The organism is Pseudomonas sp. ARP3, assembly GCF_001029595.1.
Lineage (GTDB): Bacteria > Pseudomonadota > Gammaproteobacteria > Pseudomonadales > Pseudomonadaceae > Aquipseudomonas > Aquipseudomonas rhodesiae.
Map to the genome: position 1 here is coordinate 114932 of NZ_LEKF01000002.1, position 20190 is coordinate 135121.

Below are 20190 nucleotides of genomic sequence, written 5' to 3' on the forward strand. Positions count from 1 at the left end.
ATGCAAGCCGTACAGCGTGAGATTGCGCAGCAGCTCAAGGTCCAAGCGCCATTCAATGACCAGGCCGCGCTTGAAGCCGAAGTGGCGCGGCGCGTGAAGTTTATTCAGGACTGCCTGCGCAACTCCGGGCTCAAGGCCCTCGTGCTGGGCATCAGTGGCGGCGTCGATTCCCTGACCGCCGGCCTGCTGGCTCAACGGGCGATGCAGGAACTACGCGCCAGCACCGGCGACGAGGCCTACCGCTTCATCGCCGTGCGCCTGCCCTATGAAACCCAGTTCGATGAAATCGACGCCCAGGCGTCGGTGGACTTTATCGACCCGGACGAACGCCACACCGTCAATATCGGCCCGGCGGTCAAAGCCCTGGCCAATGAAGTGGCGGTGTTTGAAGGCAAGGCGGCGGTGTCCCGCGATTTCGTGTTGGGCAACACCAAAGCGCGGATGCGCATGGTGGCGCAGTACACCATCGCCGGGGCGGCTGGCGGCCTGGTGATTGGTACCGACCATGCGGCGGAAGCGGTGATGGGCTTTTTCACCAAGTTCGGCGACGGGGCCTGCGACTTGGCGCCGTTGAGCGGGCTGGTAAAGAACCAGGTACGTGCGATTGCGCGGCACTTTGGTGCGCCGGAATCCCTGGTGGAGAAGGTGCCGACCGCCGACCTGGAAGACTTGTCGCCGGGTAAGCCGGATGAGGCGTCACATGGGGTGACTTACGCCGAGATCGATGCGTTCCTGCATGGCGAGCCGGTGCGGGAAGAGGCGTTCAGGATCATCTGCGAGACGTATCGCAAGACTGAGCACAAGCGAGTCATGCCGTTTGCGCCGTGAGTTGAACCAGGCAGAACGTCATCGGGGGCAAGCCCCCTCCCACAGTTGACTGTATTCACAATCCAAGGTGGGAGGGGGCTTGCCCCCGATGAACGATTACGCGCGCTTACTTGACGACCACAGTGCCCTTCATCATCGAGATGTGGCCTGGGAACGAGCAGAAGAATGCGTAATCAGTACCCGCCGCCAGCTTCGACACGTCGAAGGTCACGGAATCTTTCTCGCCGGCACCGATGATCTTGGTGTGGGCGATGATGCGGGCGTCGTCTTCTTTCAGGTAGTTCTTTTCGATACCGGCGGCCATGCCATCGGTCGCGACCGGCTGCATGTCAGCGGCGCTGGTCAGCACCCAGTTATGGCCCATGACGTTTTTTGCCAGGCTGCCGGAGTGAGTCAATTCGACGGTGAATTTTTTGCAGCTCTTGTCGATCGTGATTTCCTTGGTGTTGAAGGACATCTGGTCAGTGGAGTCGACGGTAATCTTGCACTCTGCAGCCAGCAACTGGCCGCTGGCCAATGTCAGCAGGGAAACAGCAACGATTTTGGCAAACATGTGAATCTCCAAGGCAGGGTTAAAAACGCATGATGCGGCAAGGGTGCCTGAGACAGGCACGATTTCCTATGATCTGAATCAACAAATTGTATACAACTTTAGGCTATCAGACCTATCGACATAATCAACCGGCCAAAGTGCCGCAGCCTGCTTATGATCGGCTCCATCATCCACTGGAGTCCGAGCCATGCGCCTCAACCAACTGTTCAACGGCCTGCTGGCCGCCTACGCCTGCGGTAAGTGAAGGCCAAGCGCGCTGCTAAGCTGCTACCATGGCGACCCGAGGCAGCCGCGTGCCGCCCACCCTCACCTTCGACCCTAGAGGATTGCCCATGGCCAAACCTAATTACTCCTTCGCCAAACGTCAGAGAGACTTGGCCAAGGAACAGAAGAAAGAGGAAAAGCTACAACGCAAGAAAGCCGCCGCCGATGAAGAAGCCGGCGCGCTGAACCCGGATGCCGATGGTGAAGAAACGAGCGACGAGACCGAAACACCAAAAGATCCGGCTGAATAATTTTCTTTGTGGTGAACGGGCCCGCCCTGTTCACCACAATTCATCGTTACTCCAGCGGCATCACCGTCACCCGCACTTCCGGGTCATGGCTCCCTCCCCCCAGAATCACCCCACGCAACGGCGACACATCGGAAAAATCCCGGCCCCAGGCCAGGGTGATGTGCTCCAGTGCCGGCTGTACGTTATTTGTCGGATCGAAATCCACCCAGCCCGACACCGGGCAATACACAGAAACCCACGCATGGGACGCATCGGCGCCGATCAGCCGTGGCTGGCCGGGTGGCGGCTGGGTGAGCAGGTAACCGCTGATATAACGCGCCGCCAGGCCACGGGAGCGCAGGCACGCAAGCATCAGGTGGGCGAAGTCCTGGCACACGCCGCGACGGCGTTCCAGCACCTCCACCAGCGGTGTAGCGACCTGGGTGGCTTCGGCATCGAAGGTGAATTCGCTGAAGATCTTCTGCATCAACGCCTGCACGCCCAGCAGCAATGGCCGCCCCGGCGCGAAACAACTTTCGGAGAAATCGACGAAGGTTTGCTTCAAATGCACATAGGGCGACTCGAAGCGATAACGGCACGCTTCGATCGCCTCGGGCGACAACGGGCGACTGCTGTAGGTCAGGCTGTCGCGGGTTTGATCCCAGGCGGGTGACCGGGCGAAATCCGGCGCCGAGCGCGCCAGTACTTCCACGGTCAATCCGGCATTGACCAGCAGCTCGTCATGGGGTCGCTCGAACGCCAGGCGCGTGATGGGGTTGCCGAACACATCCAACTCATCGCGGCGTGAAGACGGCGACGGACTGATATCCAACTGTTGCGCGCTGCAGCGCTGCCATTCACACGCACGCGGCCACAGGTGCGCCAACTGCTGGGCCAGGGACACCGGGCTGTCGTAGTGGTAATGGGTATCGTGGAAAATCTGATAGCGCGCACTCATCACAGCGACACCGTTTGCTGGCTCACATCATCCACATGGGCAAAGTGGCGCAGCGCCAGGCGATCCGACACTTGCCCACTCTCATCGGCCACCGCTTGCAGCAGGTCAGCCAGGCCATCCAGCGCGGCGCGTACGCCGGACTCGCCGAACAGCGGGTTCTCCAGGCAACTCAGGTCGAAGCGCGTAAGGCGCTCCACCAACGGCCCCAGGCCGGTTTCTCGCGGCACGCCAAAGTCGTCGTTGAGCCGCCGCAAGGTGCGGCTCACCAGTTTGAGCTGGAACAACACCGCATGGGGGTTCTGCTCGTCCAGCAGCAACAGGTCGAGCACCGGGATCAGTTGCGGCACCGCCAGGTAGCGCGAGCGGTAGGTGATGCTGCTGTTGCCCAATTCCAGCAACCATTCCAGCCCCGCTTGATCGAACACCGCCACGCCGCGCAGGAACGCCGCAAGGCTGCTGCTGAGAAACTGCAGGCGCTCGATGCGCCGCCCCATCATCAAGAAGCGCCAGCCTTCATCGCGAGTCATGTCGTCCAGGGCGAACCCGGACAGCGCCGCGAGGGACATCACCAGGCGGTTGAGAAAGTCCAGCAACTCGCCGAAGTCCGCCGTTTCGCGCTCCAACTCCAAGGCTTCGCGCTGCAGCTCCACCAGGGCCTGCCAGTTTTCCCGGGACAACTTGCCGCGCACCTGGGACGCCGCCCACTGCAAGCGTTGCAGGTTGGCGCGCAGGCTCGACGGCCAGTCGTCACCGAGCAACGCGGCCAGCAGACGCTCGGGCAGGTCGCCCTCCTCCGGCAACAAGCGCAAGTTCTCGCCCAGTTCCACCGCCGCCTGCAACGCCAGCGGGTCGTCGCCGTCGACATAGCGGGCCAGCACGATCCGCAGCCAGCGCGCGCTGTCATCGCAGCGCTCGCAATACCGGCCGAACCAGAACAGGTTTTCCACCACCCGCGAGGGCAGATACGGGTCGCGGCGCACCAGATCATGGGCGCCGATGGAACGTTGTGCGCGCCACTGTTCGCCGCCGGGCGCCCGCTCGCCGAGCACCCAGGTGTCTTTGCTCGCGCCACCGCGCTGCATCGACACCACCTCGGCATCGGCTTCGGCGGCGACGCGCGTCAGGCCGCCTGGCAGCACGCGATAGCCGTCGTCACTGGCCACGGCATACACGCGCATGCCGATGGCACGGTGTTGCAGGTGATCCTCTTCGGTGTGCCACACCGGCGCCTGGGACAGTTGCGCCAGCTCTTGGGCCACGTACGCGTAAGGGCGCGCGCGCATACGTTCGGTCAGGGCCTGGCGCTGCGCATCATCCAGATCGCGGCCAAACACGGGGGTAAAACTCTGCGACGCAAATGCCGGTTTGATCAGCAACTCCGGCAGTTTTTCCAAGGCTTCGGCAAGCACTGGCGCCTCGCCGCACCACCAAGTGGCGATGGACGGCAGGATCAGTTCTTCGCCAAACAAAAACTGGTTGATCTTCGGCAGAAAGCCCAGCAAACCCGGAGACTCCAGCACGCCGCTGCCCAGGGCATTGGCCACCAGCACATTGCCCTGGCGCACCGCATCGAGCAGGCCGGGCACGCCGAGGGCTGAGTCGGTGCGCAGCTCCAGCGGGTCGCAAAAGTCGTCGTCCAGGCGGCGCATGATCGCGTTCACGCGGCGCAGGCCACTGAGGGTTTTGAGGAACACGCGGCTGTCGCGCACAGTGAGATCGCCCCCCTCCACCAGCGGATAACCAAGCTGACGGGCGAGGTAGAGGTGTTCGAAGTAGCTTTCGTTGAAACGCCCGGGGGTAAGCAGCACGATCAGCGGCGTCTGATCATCGCCGGGGGCCTGGCGCGCCAAGGTTTCCTGCAGTGTGCGGAAAAAACCGGTGAGGTGCTGCACCTGCAAGTCGCGGTACAGGTCCGGGAAGGCACGGGACACGATGGTGCGGTTTTCCAAGGCGTAGCCGGCACCCGACGGCGCCTGGGTGCGGTCGGCGGTGACCCACCAGCGGCCATCCGGGGTGCGCGCCAGGTCAACCGCATACAGGTGCAAAAACGTGCCATCGGGCGGCTGGATGCCCTGGCACGGCCATAGAAAGTTGTTATGCCCGAACACCAGTTCCGCCGGCAGCAGACCTTCCTTGATCAAGCGCTGCGGGCCATACAGATCGGCCAGCACCGCATTGAGCAAGCGCGCACGCTGGGCGATACCGGCCGCCAGGTGCTGCCACTCGTCAAAGGCCAGCACATGGGGCAGCAGGTCCAATTCCCATGGGCGGTCGGCGCCTTTAGGGTCGGCGTAGACGTTGTAGGTCACGCCGTTTTCCTGGATCTGCCGGGTCAACAGCGCCTGGCGCTGGGCCAGCTGCGCCGGGGTGCTGCGCTGCAGGTGATCGAGCAGGCGTCGCCAATGGGCACGCACTACGCCGCTGTCGTCCAGCAATTCATGATAAGTGCCCGCGGTCAGCGGGTAACGGTCGAGCAAGTCGGACATGGAACGCTCGGCAGAGGCAAAGGGGCTCAGGTTAACTCAGATTCATTGCAATCAACGGTGGGCGGGAGCTGGGCCCTCCCACCTTCAATCGCAGTCAGTCATTCTTATTGGCAAAGCGTCGTAGATCCAGGGTCATCGGTAATTCATCGTTGATCACGATGGTCGGTACGGGGAGCTTTCCGGGTGTATGGCCGAGCCGGAAAAACCGCGCCATGCGCCGGCTCTCCGCCTCGTTGGCATTCACCGGCAAGCTGTCGTAATTGCGCCCGCCCGGATGCGCAACATGGTACTGGCAGCCGCCCAGCGAGCGCTGCATCCAGGTGTCGAGCAGGTCGAACACCAGCGGCGCATGCACCGGGATGGTCGGTTGCAGGCAGTTGGCCGGTTGCCAGGCGCGGTAGCGCACACCCGCGACGAACTCACCGACACGACCAGTGGGTTGCAGCGGCACCGGGATGCCGTTGCAGGTCAGCAGATAACGTTGTGGCGGCAGGCCTGTGAGCTTCACTTGCAGGCGCTCCAGGGACGAATCCACATACCGCACCGTGCCGCCCGCCGCGCCCTCTTCGCCCAGCACATGCCAGGGTTCCAGGGCCTGACGCAATTCCAGCTCGATACCGCTGACGGCATAGTCGCCGACCTTGGGAAAACGAAACTCCAAGTGCGCGGCAAACCATTCGGCCCGCAGCGGATACCCGGCGGCATTGAGTTCGACGATAACGTCGGCAAAGTCCTGCTCGATAAAGTGCGGCAGCAGGAAACGGTCATGCAGCTCGGTGCCCCAGCGCGCCAGCTTGGCCGGGGCGTAGGGTTCACGCCAGAACCGCGCGACCAAGGCGCGCAGCAGCAACTGTTGGGTCAGGCTCATGCGCGCATGGGGCGGCATTTCAAAGGCACGCAGTTCCAACAGGCCCAGACGGCCGGTGGCGCCGTCGGGGGAGTAGAGTTTGTCGATACAGAACTCGGCGCGGTGGGTATTGCCCGTGACGTCGATCAGCAGGTTGCGCAGCAGGCGGTCGACCTGCCACGGCGGGCATTCCTCATCGGGTTCGGGCATTTGCGCGAAGGCGATCTCCAGCTCGTACAGCGCATCGTTGCGCGCTTCGTCCACCCGCGGCGCCTGGGACGTGGGGCCGATAAACAGCCCGGAAAACAGGTAGGACAACGACGGGTGGTTATGCCAGTAACTGATCAGGCTGCGCAACAGATCCGGGCGGCGCAAGAACGGCGAATCCTTGGGCGTGGCGCCGCCGAGTACGAAGTGGTTGCCGCCGCCGGTGCCGGTGTGGCGCCCGTCGATCATGAATTTTTCCGTGGTCAGTCGGGTTTGTCGCGCCTCTTCGTAGAGAAACTCGGTGCGCTCTACCAACTCGTCCCAAGTGGCGGACGGTTGCACGTTGACCTCGATCACACCCGGGTCCGGCGTGACCCGGAAGTTGCTCAGCCGCGTATCGGCCGGTGGCTCGTAGCCTTCCAGCAGCAGCGGGCAATGCAGTTCTTCTGCGCTGGCTTCGATGGCGGCGACCAGTTCCAGATAATCTTCCACGCGCTCCAGCGGCGGCATAAACACGTACAGCCGCCCTTCGCGAGCCTCGGCGCACAGCGCGGTGCGGGTCAGCCAATCGGCGGACTCGTCCACCTGCGGCACGCGTTCGTCGTTGGGAGCCGGCTCGGCGTGATGGTGCAGTTGCGCGTTATCCGGCAGCTCCGGCAGATCCTGGTTAGGGTCTGTGGGGTGCACGAACGGATACTCCGCCGCCGTTACCCAGGGCTGCGACGCCAATGGCAGGCGGTAGCCAAGGGGTGAGTCTCCCGGCACCAGCCGGCAATGGGTGTCGCGCAGGTACCAGCGCCCGCTCTGCCAGCGGTCATTGGCCGCCGTGCGCGCCAGCGGCAGCACATGGCCGATGACTTTATCCAGGCCCTGGCTGAACACTTTGCGCAGGCGCTCGCGTTCCAGTTCGTCGCTGAGTCGCGGGTCTTGGGCCGTGACGTTCTGCGGCAACGCACCTTCGCGCCACAGGTAATAAAAATGATCCTCGAAGGCCGGGAACACGAAACGCGCGGGCAATTTGAGGCGCTCGGCGACGCTGGCCAGGAAGCGCCCAGCCAACTCGTCATTGGCGCCGTAGTCCCGCTGCTCGTCGGCGATCAGTGCGCTGTTGTGCCAGATCGGCACGCCGTCGCGACGCCAATAGCAATTGAGCGACCAGCGCGGCAGTTGTTCGCCCGGGTACCACTTGCCTTGGCCGAAGTGCACCAGGCCCTGGGGCGCGTAGTGCTGGCGCATGCGCTGGAACAACTGGGCAGACAGGCGCCGCTTGTCCGGCCCGAGCGCGGCGGTGTTCCACTCGGCGCCGTCGGGGTCGTCGATGGACACGAAGGTCGGTTCGCCGCCCATGGTCAGGCGCACGTCGTGCTTGAGCAGGTCGCCGTCGATCTGCCGGCCCAGGGCATGAATCGCGCGCCACTGCTCTTCGGTGTAGGGCTTGGTGACACGCGGTGCCTCCCAGATCCGCTCCACCGACATTTCGTGGGCAAACTCGCACTCGCAAGGCTCCACCAGCCCACTGATCGGTGCGGCAGAGGAAGGATCGGGGCTACAGGCCAACGGGATATGCCCTTCCCCCGCGAACAGGCCGGAGGTGGCATCCAGGCCGATCCAGCCGGCACCAGGCAAGTACACCTCACACCAGGCGTGCAGGTCAGTGAAATCCACATCGGTGCCGGACGGCCCGTCCAGGGCTTTGACGTCGGCGGTGAGCTGGATCAGATAACCCGACACAAACCGCGCCGCCAGCCCCAGGTTGCGCAACAGTTGCACCAGCAGCCAGGCCGAGTCGCGGCACGAACCCGAGGCGTTTTCCAAGGTGAATTCCGGGGTCTGCACACCGGGTTCCATACGGATCAGATAGCCGATGTCCGCCGCCAGGCGCTGATTGAGGCCCACCAGAAAGTCCACCGCCGGCAGCGGCGTGCGGTCGATACCAGCCAGGTAAGCGGCGAACTTCGGCGTCAGTGGCAGGGTTTCCAAGTACGGCGCCAGCTCGCGCTGCTCGTCGGCGGCGTAATTGAAGGGAATGTTTTCGGCGTAGGGCTCAAGAAAAAAGTCGAACGGGTTGAACACCGCCATCTCGGCGACCAGATCGACTTCAATGCGCAGTTCGGCGGTTTTTTCCGGAAACACCAGGCGCGCCAGGTAATTGCCCTGGGGGTCTTGTTGCCAATTGATGAAGTGCTGCTCGGGCAGCACTTTCAGCGCATAGGACAAAATCCGCGTACGGCTGTGGGCCGCCGGGCGCAAGCGCACAATTTGCGGGCCGAGTTCGACAGCACGGTCGTAGCGGTAATGCGTAACGTGGTGCAACGCGACATGAATCGACACGGCGGCCTCCTGCGAGCCAGGGCATGGGCACATAGCGCGCAAGACTTATGCCAGAGCAGCGGTCATTGCGCGTTATCGTAAGACCCGGTGCAGTACAGCACCAAAACGGCGCCTTCGTAGAGGGCAATAGTGCAAGCGTTGCACCTATTTGTGACGCGAGTAGGCGAATGAAGAGCAAATCCAGCCAATCAACGGGCTTTTCGCTGCGCAACGACGGCATGGCGCAGACGACGTATTTCGAGGAGTCTGTGGCGCATTTCGCGGTGGCGCTTGCTGTTGAGCAATAGCAACCCCAGCAACGGAAACAACAACGCCGAGCCGTATACCAGCAAGTGAAGGTCGTATTGAATCATCGGCACGACGAACAACAGGCAGCACACCAGGTAGCCTGCCACCAGCCTGGTCGCCCAGGGATAGCCTCGAGCGATCATCACGTTGCCAAACACTAGCACCGCCACCAATACCAGGATCGCAGCCCCTGAATAGCTGGACTTGAGCGCGGGATCAACTCCGCGCAGGTACGTCACGCCCGCCATGGACACTGCGGCCGAGCCAGAAAAGATCGCCATGAACACGGTACCCATGAATACGGGAAAATAGCGCGCCAGGAAGCTGCCCATGTCGGGAAAGCCCTTCATTCCGTCAAATCCTCGAACAGACCGATCGCAATGGTTTCAGCCGTGCCCACATGGCCGGTTCGATAGCTGCCCCAGATCCCCAACAGGCCCCCCAATGCATCCTTGATTTGCGTCAGCGTGGCATGACGGATTTGCGTCGAGCTGTAGCTTTTGGTCAGTTTGCCGGCACGCTGCTGCAATTTGATCAATTTGGGGGTCAGGCTCGGGTCTCTCAGGCTGAGCAACTCCTTGGTCAACTTCTTACGCTCCTGGCGCGTCAGACCTTTGAGCAACTCGTACCAACTCTTGCCTAATGCGGCAGCTTTTTTGGCCTTGAGCAGCCGGAACGTGGTCAAGGCGCCCGTGCCGATGCCCACCAGCGAGGCGGCATCGAGAACTGGGGAAACGGCGCCATACCATTCCGCGTCGTCCATGCGGTCGTTGGCTTCAGGGTCAAGCACTTCGTTGTAAGTACGCGCCACGCCAAAACCGCATTGCGCGCTGCTGGCCAATGCCGCCGTGACGCCAATGCCCACCACAAAAGCACTGGCGCCGGCGGTGAACGGTACAGCGACACTGCCGCTGAACACCACAATCCAGCCAATCACCGCCGCGCCGCAGGAAAGCCCCATATCAAACGCCTCCTTCTGCAGGCGACCTTCACGGGGGTCGGTCTTCACCTGCTCCACAAACTGGGCAGGCGAAATGTACTTCTGCGCTTCACGCAAAATGATGCGCTTGGGCTTGATACTGCAAATGGGCTTGAATTCGCGCAGGGTGACGACGTTGAAGTCGGCGTCGATATACACCACGCCTGCGCCGACGATGCCGGGGTCGGCGTCAATGGCGGCGAATAAGCGCGGCAAATTGATCTGACTTTCGATGCGCTGGCGCGCCATGAACTGGGAGCGGTTGGAGTCCATACCGATGCCGGCCAGAGGGTTGCCCATGAGGAGTTCTTCCTTGAAGGGTGGAGACTGGACTGACGCTATCGGGGGCAAGCCCCCTCCCACAATTGGAGCGTGAATGCGGTCAAGCGTGGGAGAGGGCTTGCCCCCGATAGCGCTTCAATGGGCGCCACCTTACCAAACAGCCTCACCCCCGACCAGAAAGCAAAACGCCAGCACAAGGCTGGCGTTTTGCATTTTCAAGCGACGATCAACGCGGCACCACAGGCTTGCGGGCTGGCTTGCCGCCCTTGCCCTTGGCCGCATCGCTACGTTCCTTAGCGGCCTGCTTGTTACGCGCCTGGGCTGCGGCCTTGGCTTGTTCACGCTTGTCCCACGGGTTGCTGCCGTCGCTGCCACGGGGTGGCAGGCCGGTGTGCTGGGTGAGGATCTTGGTGGTGGTCTGCTTGGCGACCTTGTGGCTACCGGCCGGCGTCGAGTTCTTGCGACGGGCGCTCTGGTAGCTGTCGGTGCTCGGCTGATGCAGCGGGATCAGTTGGTCCTTGCCCGGCCCGATCAGGTCGGCGCGGCCCATGCGGGTCAGCGCTTCGCGCAGCATCGGCCAGCCTTTCGGGTCGTGGTAGCGCAGGAAAGCCTTGTGCAGACGGCGCTGCTCCTCGCTCTTGACGATAGTTACTGCGTCACTCTTGTAAGTGACCTTGCGCAGCGGGTTCTTGCCCGAGTGATACATCGCGGTGGCGGTGGCCATCGGCGACGGGTAGAACGCCTGCACCTGGTCGGCGCGGAAACCGTTGCCCTTGAGCCACAGCGCCAGGTTCATCATGTCTTCATCGGTGGTACCGGGGTGAGCGGCGATGAAGTACGGGATCAGGTACTGCTCCTTGCCCGCTTCCTTGGTGTACTTCTCGAACATGCGCTTGAACTTGTCATAGCTGCCGATGCCCGGTTTCATCATCTGGTTGAGCGGACCTTCCTCGGTATGTTCCGGGGCGATCTTCAGGTAACCACCAACGTGGTGAGTCACCAACTCTTTCACGTACTCCGGCGACTCCACGGCGAGGTCGTAGCGCAGACCGGAGGCGATCAGGATCTTCTTCACTCCCGGCAATGCACGGGCGCTGCGGTACAGCTGAATCAGCGACGAATGGTCGGTGTTCAGGTTCGGGCAGATGCCAGGGAACACGCACGATGGCTTGCGGCACGCGGATTCGATTTCCGGGCTCTTGCAGGCGATGCGGTACATGTTCGCGGTCGGGCCGCCGAGGTCGGAGATCACCCCGGTGAAGCCTGGGACTTTGTCGCGGATCTCTTCGATCTCGCGAATGATCGACTCTTCGGAACGGTTCTGGATGATGCGGCCTTCGTGCTCGGTGATCGAGCAGAAGGTGCAACCACCGAAGCAGCCACGCATGATGTTCACCGAGAAGCGGATCATGTCGTAGGCCGGGATCTTCTCCTTGCCGTACGCCGGGTGCGGGACGCGTGCGTAAGGCATGCCGAACACGTAGTCCATTTCTTCGGTGGTCATCGGGATGGGCGGCGGGTTGAACCACACGTCCACTTCACCGTGCTTTTGCACCAGGGCGCGGGCGTTGCCCGGGTTGGTTTCCAGGTGCAGCACGCGGTTGGCGTGGGCATAGAGCACCGCGTCATTGCGCACTTTTTCCACCGACGGCAGGCGGATCACGGTTTTGTCGCGGGTCATCTTGGGGCTGGCGAGGATCTGCACGACCTTGGCTTCTTCCGGGTCGTCGACCGGGCCTTTCTCCTGCTCGATGGCGCAGGCCTGGGTGTCCTGGGTGTTCACATACGGGTTGATGATCTTGTCGATCTTGCCCGGACGGTCGATGCGGGTGGAGTCCACTTCGTACCAGCCCGCAGGCGTGTCACGGCGGATAAACGCGGTGCCGCGCACATCGGTGATGTCTTCGATCTTGTGGCCCCAGGACAGGCGCTGGGCCACCTCGACGATGGCCCGCTCGGCGTTACCGTACAGCAGGATATCGGCGGTGGCGTCGATCAGGATCGAGTTGCGCACGCGATCCTGCCAGTAGTCGTAGTGGGCGATGCGGCGCAGGGAAGCTTCGATGCCGCCGAGCACGATCGGCACATTTTTGTAGGCTTCCTTGCAACGCTGGCTGTACACCAGGCTGGCGCGGTCCGGGCGTTTGCCGGCCATGCCGCCAGGGGTGTAGGCGTCGTCGGAGCGGATTTTCTTGTCGGCGGTGTAACGGTTGATCATGGAGTCCATGTTGCCGGCCGCGACGCCGAAGAACAGGTTCGGCTCGCCGAGCTTCATGAAGTCGTCTTTGGACTGCCAGTTCGGTTGGGCAATGATCCCGACGCGGAAGCCCTGAGACTCCAGCAGCCGGCCGATGATCGCCATGCCGAACGACGGATGGTCAACGTACGCATCACCGGTGACGATGATGATGTCGCAGGAATCCCAGCCAAGCTGATCCATCTCCTCCCTGCTCATCGGCAGGAATGGCGCAGGGCCGAAACATTCGGCCCAGTACTTGGGATAGTCAAATAACGGCTTGGCTGTTTGCATGACGGTGACCGGTGTTGAGATGAAAAATCGCGGGCGCGGAATATAGCACAAAATATGACCAATTCCGACGGTAATGGTCGGAATTGAGCAGAAGGCTTTATTCGTCGTCGTCGAAGTTGTAGCTGCCCGGCGCCAGGTTTTCGAAGCGCGTGTACTTACCGATAAACGCCAGGCGGATAAAGCCGATCGGCCCGTTCCGCTGCTTGCCGATGATGATCTCGGCGATGCCTTTATGCTCGGTCTCCGGGTGATACACCTCGTCGCGGTATACGAACATGATCACGTCGGCGTCCTGCTCGATCGCACCCGATTCCCGCAAGTCGGAGTTCACCGGGCGTTTATTGGGGCGCTGTTCCAAGGAACGGTTGAGCTGGGACAGTGCCACCACCGGGCAGTTGAATTCCTTGGCCAAGGCTTTCAAGGAACGGGAGATCTCGGAAATTTCGTTGGTGCGGTTATCGCCGCTGGAGCCCGGGATCTGCATCAGCTGCAGGTAGTCGATCATGATCAAGGCGATGTCGCCGTGCTCACGCACCAAACGACGGGTACGCGCACGCATCTCCGAAGGGCTGATGCCCGCCGTGTCATCAATAAACAACTTGCGGTCGTTGAGCAGGTTGACCGCCGAGGTCAGGCGCGGCCAGTCGTCGTCTTCCAACTGACCGGAACGCACTTTGGTCTGGTCGATGCGGCCCAGGGACGACAGCATACGCATGATCAGCGATTCGCCTGGCATCTCTAGGGAGTACACCAGAACGGTCTTGTCGCTGCGCAACACGGCGTTTTCCACCAGGTTCATCGCGAAGGTGGTTTTACCCATCGACGGACGGCCGGCCACGATGATCAAGTCGGCCGGTTGCAGGCCGCTGGTCTTCTCGTCGAGGTCGGTGTAGCCGGTGGAAATGCCGGTGATGGCGGCGTCGGTGTTGAACAAGGTGTCGATCCGGTCAATGGCCTTGGTTAACAGCTCGTTGACGCCTACCGGGCCGCCGGTTTTCGGCCGGGCTTCGGCGATCTGGAAGATCTGGCGCTCGGCTTCATCGAGGATTTCTTCAGCGGTGCGGCCTTCGGGGTTGAAGGCACTGTCGGCGATTTCAGTGCTGATGCCGATCAACTGACGCAGCGTGGCGCGCTGACGCACGATCTGGGCATAGGCCTTGATGTTGGCGACGGACGGCGTGTTTTTCGCCAACTCGCCCAGGTAACCAAGGCCGCCGACCTGGGAGGTCTGGCCTTCTTTATCGAGCTGCTCGGCCAGGGTCACCACGTCGATCGGGGAGTTCTGGTCGGCCAGCTTGGCGATGGCGCGGAAAATCAGGCGATGGTCATGACGATAGAAGTCCCCGTCCGAGACTTGATCCAGCACGCGTTCCCAGGCGTTGTTGTCCAGCATCAAGCCACCGAGCACGGCCTGTTCGGCCTCGATGGAATGCGGCGGCACCTTCAGGGCAGCGGTTTGCAGATCGTATTGCTCAGGAGCGGAAATATCGTTCATGGCCACTTGGAATTTGGGGTGTGTAGAAAAACAAAAGGCACGACCTGTAAACAGGATCGTGCCCGATGTTAACTGGCTGACACGCGAGGTGCCAGTAAGTTAGGTACAGCCTTAAGCAGCTACCACAACAACGCGTACGGTGGCTTCAACTTCGGCGTGCAGGTGCACGGCTACGTCGAATTCGCCTACGTTGCGGATGGTGCCGTTCGGCAGACGAACTTCGCTCTTCTGCACTTCAACGCCGGAGGCGGTCAGTGCATCAGCGATGTCGTGGGTGCCGATCGAACCGAACAGCTTGCCTTCGTCACCGGCGGTGGCAGTGATAGTCACTTCCAGCTCAGCCAGTTGGGCAGCGCGAGTTTCGGCCGATGCTTTTTTGTCTGCTGCGGCTTTTTCCAGCTCAGCGCGACGCTCTTCAAACGCAGCCAGGTTGGCAGCGGTTGCAGCGGTGGCTTTGCCGTATGGCAGCAGGTAGTTACGACCGTAGCCGGCCTTAACGTTCACTTTGTCGCCCAGGTTGCCCAGGTTGGCGACTTTTTCCAGAAGGATCAGTTGCATGTGAAAATCCTCTAACTTTTAACCTTCACCGTTCGCGTTATCGGCGTCTTTCGGCGCCAGACGACCGCGAAAATCAATCAGGCCGTCGACAATGGCCAGAACCACGAGTAACGGATAGATCAGCTGCATGAACAGCAACAGCGTCACGTACAACCCCACCAGCCAAAACTTGGCCAGGCGCTTCTGCGCGGCGAGCCCATGGATCAGGGCCAGCCCGGCAAACACCAGCGGTACACTGCAAATCGGCGCCAACAAGGCCATCTGTGGACCGAAGTTCGGTCCGACAACCATGCACGCCAGCAGCAACATCGCCGGTCCCGCGGGGATTCTGATACTGCGAAACTCGCGACCAAAACCACCCGGGTTGTACAACAACGCCTGCCAATAACGCCCAAGAATCAGGCTCAGCACGCTGACGACCTGCAACAATGCCGCAATCAGGCCGGTCAGGACCGGGGCAATCAGTGACGCAAACCGCGCTCGCTCATCTACCGACAATTGCTGGTAGAGATCCCCGAGGGCCAGCGGCAGGATCTTGACGATTTCCTGCGCCAGCGCCTCGATTTGCGGGCGGAAAGCCGCGCCAAGCATCACTGAGTACACCAACCCCAATGCCACGCTGACCAGCAGCGTGCGGACCCAGGACTCGCTTGCGCGCAAAACCAACGCAAGGCTCGATGACCCCAGCAGTACCAGAAGTACCCGTGGATCACCCATTTGCAGCCACCAGATCAAGGCCGGCAACAAACCCAGGGCAAGAACGCCAACGGCGTCCTTCAAACCGCGCCGCAGCAGCACAAGGCAACCCGCGGCAGCACCCAACCAATAAAGCAACGGCAACGCCGCACAGCCAGCCACTACCAGAGTGGCCTGCATACGACCGCGCATGATGAACTCAGCTAAGGCGCGCATGCATTCAATCCCTTACTACTTGTCGACTGCCCGGTCTCAGCGGCCGTGGCTGTCGGTGTAGGCCAGCAGGGCCAGGAAGCGGGCGCGCTTGATAGCGGTGGCCAGCTGACGCTGATAACGTGCTTTGGTACCGGTGATACGGCTTGGAACGATTTTGCCGGTCTCGGATACGTAGGCTTTCAGAGTGTTGAGATCTTTGTAATCGATCTCTTTCACGTCTTCAGCGGTGAAGCGGCAGAATTTACGACGACGGAAGAAACGTGCCATTTGATAGGCTCCTTAAAAGGTCCGTGGATTACTCGTCAGCGTTATCGCTGTTGTCGCTGTCATCACTGTCAGCGCTATCAGCGCCTTCGTGCTCAGGACGGTCGCGACGCTCACGGCGCTCACTGCGGTTTTCTTCAGCCTTGAGCATCTCGGATTGGCCGGTAACGGCTTCTTCGCGACGGATGACCAGGTTACGGATCACTGCATCGTTGTAGCGGAAGTTGTCTTCCAGCTCGGCCAGGGCCTTGCCAGTGCACTCAACGTTCAGCATCACGTAGTGAGCCTTGTGAACATTGTTGATTGCGTAGGCCAGTTGACGACGGCCCCAATCTTCCAGACGGTGGATTTTGCCGCCGTCTTCTTCGATCAGCTTGGTGTAACGCTCAACCATGCCGCCGACTTGCTCGCTTTGATCCGGGTGGACCAAAAAGATGATTTCGTAATGACGCATGAATGCTCCTTACGGGTTGTAGCCTGCCGCTCAAAAACGGTCAGACAAGGAGTGAATGACACTTATGGATCTTGCCGCAGGGAGGCACATCGGTGCCTGCCAGGAAGGCAAGGGGCGCAATAGTAGAGGAGCAGGGGGGAAGCTGCAAGCTACAAGCTACAAGTGGTCAACCACCGCGCTGTTAACTTGCAGCTTGAGCTTACGACTTGCGCGAAGCGCCCGCCTTTTTGGCCCCACGCTGACGCTGGGCTTCAAACAAGCACACGCCGGTCGCGACCGAAACGTTGAGACTGCTGACGCTACCGGCCATCGGCAAATGCACCAAGTAATCGCAGTGCTCGCGGGTCAGGCGGCGCATGCCTTTGCCTTCGGCGCCCATGATCAGAATGGTCGGGCCGGTGAGGTCCTGGTCATAAATGCTGACCTCGGCCTCGCCCGCCGTGCCCACGACCCACAAACCGCGTTGCTGGAGTTTCTCCAGGGTGCGCGCCAGGTTGGTCACGGCCACCAGCGGAATCACTTCCGCCGCGCCGCAGGCGACTTTACGTACTACCGGCGTCAAGGTGGCGGACTTGTCTTTAGGCACAATCACCGCCAGCGCGCCGGCAGCATCCGCTGAACGCAGACAGGCGCCGAGGTTGTGCGGATCGGTCACGCCGTCCAGCACCAGCAACAGCGGCGAGCCTTCGGTACGGTCGAGCAGCTCATCGAGCATGGCCTCACCCCACACCTGGCTTGGGCTGACATCAGCAACCACACCCTGATGAACGCCTTCGACCCAGGCGTCCATCTCACGGCGCTCGGCCTGGCCGATGGCGACACGGTTTTCATTGGCCAACTCGACCAGCGCCTGCACGCGCGGCTCGCTGCGACCTTCCGCCAGCCATACCTGCTTGACGCGCTTGGGATGGTGACGCAGCAGGGCTTCTACGGCGTGTACGCCGTAGATTTTTTCCAGACTCATGACTTGGCCTTAGGTTTGCGCGACCCGCCGCTTTTCGCGGGAGCCGAACCCGCTTTCGGCGGGCCTTTACGATGTTTACTCGGTTTGCTCGACGGTTTTTCCGCGCCGTGGGACTTTCCCCCAGACGCCGCTTTACCACCACTTTTGGCTTCGTTGAGCAACTGCTGCTTCAACTCGCGACTCTTGCGCAGCTCGGCGTTTTTCGCCGCCGCGTCGCTTGGGCGATAGGCATCAGGAGCCTTGTCTTTGGCGGACGAACGGCGAGCGGCTTTAGCCGGCTCAGGTTCGGCCGTCTTGGCAGCCGCCCCTTTGCCCTTGCTGGCTGGGGCAGCGGTATCGCCGCCACGTTTTTTACGGCCAGTCGGTTCGACCGGTTTATCAGGCATACCGAAGTCGATCTTGCGCTCGTCGAGATCGACGCGCATGACCTGCACTTCCACCGTATCGCCCAAACGGAAGCTGCGACCGGTGCGCTCGCCCGCCAGACGGTGATGCACAGGATCGAAGTGGTAGTAGTCGCCCGGCAAGGCGGTGACGTGCACCAGACCCTCGACGTAGATATCGGTCAGCTCGACGAACAGACCAAAACCGGTTACGGCAGTGATCACGCCCGGGAAGGACTCGCCCACGCGGTCTTTCATGAACTCACACTTGAGCCAGTTCACCACATCGCGCGTGGCTTCGTCGGCGCGGCGCTCGCTCATGGAGCACTGCTCGCCCAACTGTTCCAGGGCCGCTTCGTCGTACGGATAGATCCGCGCCTTCGGAATGGTCATGGCACCGGCGCGCTTGACGTGCGGGGTGTTCATCTTGGAATGGATCACACTGCGGATCGCGCGGTGCGTGAGCAGGTCCGGATAACGACGGATCGGCGAAGTGAAGTGGGTGTACGCCTCGTAATTCAGGCCGAAGTGGCCTTGGTTGTCGGCGCTGTACACCGCCTGGCTCAGGGAGCGCAGCATCACGGTCTGGATCACATGGTAATCCGGACGATCCTTAATGCTCGCCAGCAGTGCCTGATAATCCTTCGGCGTCGGGCCTTCCTTGCCTTTGTGCAGGGAAAGGCCAAGCTCGCCGAGGAATGCGCGTAGTTTCTCCAGACGCTCCGGCGGCGGGCCGTCATGCACACGGTACAGCGCAGGGATTTCATGCTTCTTGAGGAACTCAGCCGTGGCCACGTTGGCCGCCAGCATGCACTCTTCGATCAGCTTGTGGGCATCATTGCGGGTCGTGGGTGTGATCGCCGCAATCTTGCGCTCGGAACCGAAAATAATCCGGGTTTCCTGGGTTTCAAAGTCGATGGCGCCACGCACATGACGCGCGCCCAGCAGCACCTTGTACAGCGCATACAGCTGCTTGAGGTGCGGCACTACACCCGCGTACTCGGTACGCAGGGCCTTGGCTTCGCTGGATTTCGGCGTTTCCAGGATAGTGCTGACCTTGTTGTAGGTCAGGCGAGCCTGGGAATGGATCACGGCTTCGTAGAACTGATAGTCGGTCATTTCGCCGGTTTTCGAGATAGTCATCTCGCACACCATGGCCAAACGGTCGACTTTCGGATTCAGCGAGCACAGGCCGTTGGACAACTCCTCAGGCAGCATCGGAATCACGCGCTCAGGGAAGTAAACCGAGTTACCGCGCACCTGGGCCTCGTTATCCAGGGCCGAGCCGATCTTCACGTAACTGGAAACGTCGGCGATCGCCACGTACAACTTCCAGCCGCCGGAGAACAAGCGCAGCTTGCCCGGCTTGGCTTCGCAGTAGACCGCGTCGTCGAAGTCGCGGGCATCTTCGCCGTCAATAGTCACGAACGGCAGATGGCGCAGGTCGATGCGCTTCTCTTTGTCCTTCTCTTCGACTTCCGGCTTGAGCTTGCGTGCTTCCTTCACTACGGCCTCGGGCCAGACGTGAGGAATATCGTAGGTACGCAGCGCGACATCGATTTCCATGCCTGGCGCCATGTAGTTGCCGACCACTTCGATCACATCGCCCTGAGGCTGGAAGCGCGGGGTTGGCCAGTGGGTGATTTTCACCTCAACGAACTGACCGACCTTGGCGTTGGCGTTGCGGCCTGGGGTGATCAGCACTTCCTGCTGCACCTTGGGGTTGTCCGGAACGACAAAACCAATACCGCCCTCTTCGAAGTACCGGCCGACAATGGTTTCGTGACCACGGGATACCACTTCGACAATCACACCTTCGCGACGACCGCGACGGTCCAGGCCGGAAACGCGTGCCAAGGCACGGTCGCCGTCGAACACCAGACGCATTTGCGCAGGGCTCATGAACAGGTCATCGCTGCCGTCGTCCGGGATCAGGAAGCCGAAGCCGTCACGGTGGCCAGCGATGCGACCGAGGATCAGGTCGAGCTTGTCCACAGGTGCGTAGGTGCCACGGCGGGTGTAGATCAGTTGAGCGTCGCGCTCCATGGCGCGCAGGCGGCGGCGCAGGGCTTCGAGCTGGTCTTCGGTGGTCAGACCGAATTCTTCAACCAACTGCTCGCGGCTAGCAGGCGAACCCCGATCGGCGAGATGCGCCAGGATCAGTTCGCGGCTAGGAATAGGGTTTTCATATTTTTCCGCTTCACGAGCGGCCTCGGGATCGAGGGACTGCCAATCGGCCATTAGAGAGTTTTCACCTTGTCTATATGCGGGTTAGTTTGGCATACGCGTATTGAAACGGGAAATTTCAGGCATCAACAAGCGTTTAAACGCCCTTTAAAGCCCTCGTCGGGCACCTTGCACGACCACTGGCGAAATT

At 61.4% G+C, this 20190-nt stretch carries 16 protein-coding genes; 2 read left to right on the forward strand and 14 right to left on the reverse strand.

Going from position 1 to position 20190, the window contains the following annotated elements; translation table 11 throughout:
- Window positions 1–828, forward strand: coding sequence for an ammonia-dependent NAD(+) synthetase (nadE, locus tag ABX75_RS02400; protein ID WP_034095625.1), 828 nt, complete (start codon window positions 1–3; stop codon window positions 826–828).
- A 106-nt stretch (window positions 829–934) separates the two neighbouring features.
- On the opposite strand, the gene azu is transcribed toward nadE, so the two are convergent.
- Window positions 935–1381, reverse strand: a complete 447-nt coding sequence (gene azu / locus ABX75_RS02405) for an azurin (protein ID WP_040265915.1) — start codon at window positions 1379–1381, stop codon at window positions 935–937.
- Between the two features lie 332 nt (window positions 1382–1713).
- Between azu and ABX75_RS02410 the strand changes: the two genes are divergently transcribed.
- A complete protein-coding gene (locus tag ABX75_RS02410; protein ID WP_034095623.1) occupies window positions 1714–1896 on the forward strand; it encodes a hypothetical protein in 183 nt (60 codons plus the stop codon).
- A 46-nt stretch (window positions 1897–1942) separates the two neighbouring features.
- Here ABX75_RS02410 and ABX75_RS02415 read toward each other — a convergent pair whose 3' ends face one another.
- From ABX75_RS02415 to rnr, 13 genes are all read right to left on the reverse strand, one after another.
- Window positions 1943–2833 (reverse strand): transglutaminase family protein, encoded by an 891-nt coding sequence (locus ABX75_RS02415; RefSeq protein ID WP_047881400.1) that lies wholly within the window; start codon window positions 2831–2833, stop codon window positions 1943–1945.
- Complete coding sequence (locus ABX75_RS02420; protein ID WP_034095621.1) at window positions 2833–5319, reverse strand: circularly permuted type 2 ATP-grasp protein; 2487 nt, start codon at window positions 5317–5319, stop codon at window positions 2833–2835. Before ABX75_RS02420 ends, ABX75_RS02415 begins: the two co-directional genes overlap by 1 nt.
- 94 nt (window positions 5320–5413) lie before the next feature.
- Window positions 5414–8704 carry a DUF2126 domain-containing protein gene (locus ABX75_RS02425; RefSeq protein WP_047881401.1) on the reverse strand — a complete coding sequence of 1097 codons (3291 nt, stop codon included), beginning with the start codon at window positions 8702–8704 and terminating at the stop codon, window positions 5414–5416.
- A 188-nt stretch (window positions 8705–8892) separates the two neighbouring features.
- Entirely contained in the window at window positions 8893–9342 is a 450-nt protein-coding gene (locus tag ABX75_RS02430) for a hypothetical protein (RefSeq protein WP_034111530.1), read from the reverse strand.
- A complete protein-coding gene (locus ABX75_RS02435; RefSeq protein WP_034095618.1) occupies window positions 9339–10271 on the reverse strand; it encodes a hypothetical protein in 933 nt (310 codons plus the stop codon). Before ABX75_RS02435 ends, ABX75_RS02430 begins: the two co-directional genes overlap by 4 nt.
- Before the next feature lie 208 nt (window positions 10272–10479).
- The gene (locus ABX75_RS02440) at window positions 10480–12783 is read right to left on the reverse strand and encodes a YgiQ family radical SAM protein (protein ID WP_047881402.1); all 2304 of its coding nucleotides are present in this window, start codon (window positions 12781–12783) and stop codon (window positions 10480–10482) included.
- 97 nt (window positions 12784–12880) lie between these two features.
- Entirely contained in the window at window positions 12881–14278 is a 1398-nt protein-coding gene (gene dnaB, locus ABX75_RS02445; protein ID WP_034095616.1) for a replicative DNA helicase, read from the reverse strand.
- Between the two features lie 111 nt (window positions 14279–14389).
- Window positions 14390–14836 (reverse strand): 50S ribosomal protein L9, encoded by a 447-nt coding sequence (gene rplI / locus ABX75_RS02450; protein ID WP_003171376.1) that lies wholly within the window; start codon window positions 14834–14836, stop codon window positions 14390–14392.
- Between the two features lie 18 nt (window positions 14837–14854).
- Window positions 14855–15748 carry a hypothetical protein gene (locus tag ABX75_RS02455; RefSeq protein WP_034095615.1) on the reverse strand — a complete coding sequence of 298 codons (894 nt, stop codon included), beginning with the start codon at window positions 15746–15748 and terminating at the stop codon, window positions 14855–14857.
- Between the two features lie 36 nt (window positions 15749–15784).
- Window positions 15785–16015, reverse strand: a complete 231-nt coding sequence (gene rpsR / locus ABX75_RS02460) for a 30S ribosomal protein S18 (protein WP_002551829.1) — start codon at window positions 16013–16015, stop codon at window positions 15785–15787.
- 28 nt (window positions 16016–16043) lie between these two features.
- Window positions 16044–16466, reverse strand: coding sequence for a 30S ribosomal protein S6 (rpsF, locus tag ABX75_RS02465; protein WP_003236224.1), 423 nt, complete (start codon window positions 16464–16466; stop codon window positions 16044–16046).
- A gap of 199 nt (window positions 16467–16665) precedes the next feature.
- The gene (gene rlmB, locus ABX75_RS02470) at window positions 16666–17430 is read right to left on the reverse strand and encodes a 23S rRNA (guanosine(2251)-2'-O)-methyltransferase RlmB (protein ID WP_034095614.1); all 765 of its coding nucleotides are present in this window, start codon (window positions 17428–17430) and stop codon (window positions 16666–16668) included.
- A complete protein-coding gene (gene rnr / locus ABX75_RS02475) occupies window positions 17427–20054 on the reverse strand; it encodes a ribonuclease R (protein ID WP_047881403.1) in 2628 nt (875 codons plus the stop codon). Before rnr ends, rlmB begins: the two co-directional genes overlap by 4 nt.
- Window positions 20055–20190: the final 136 nt, after the last annotated feature.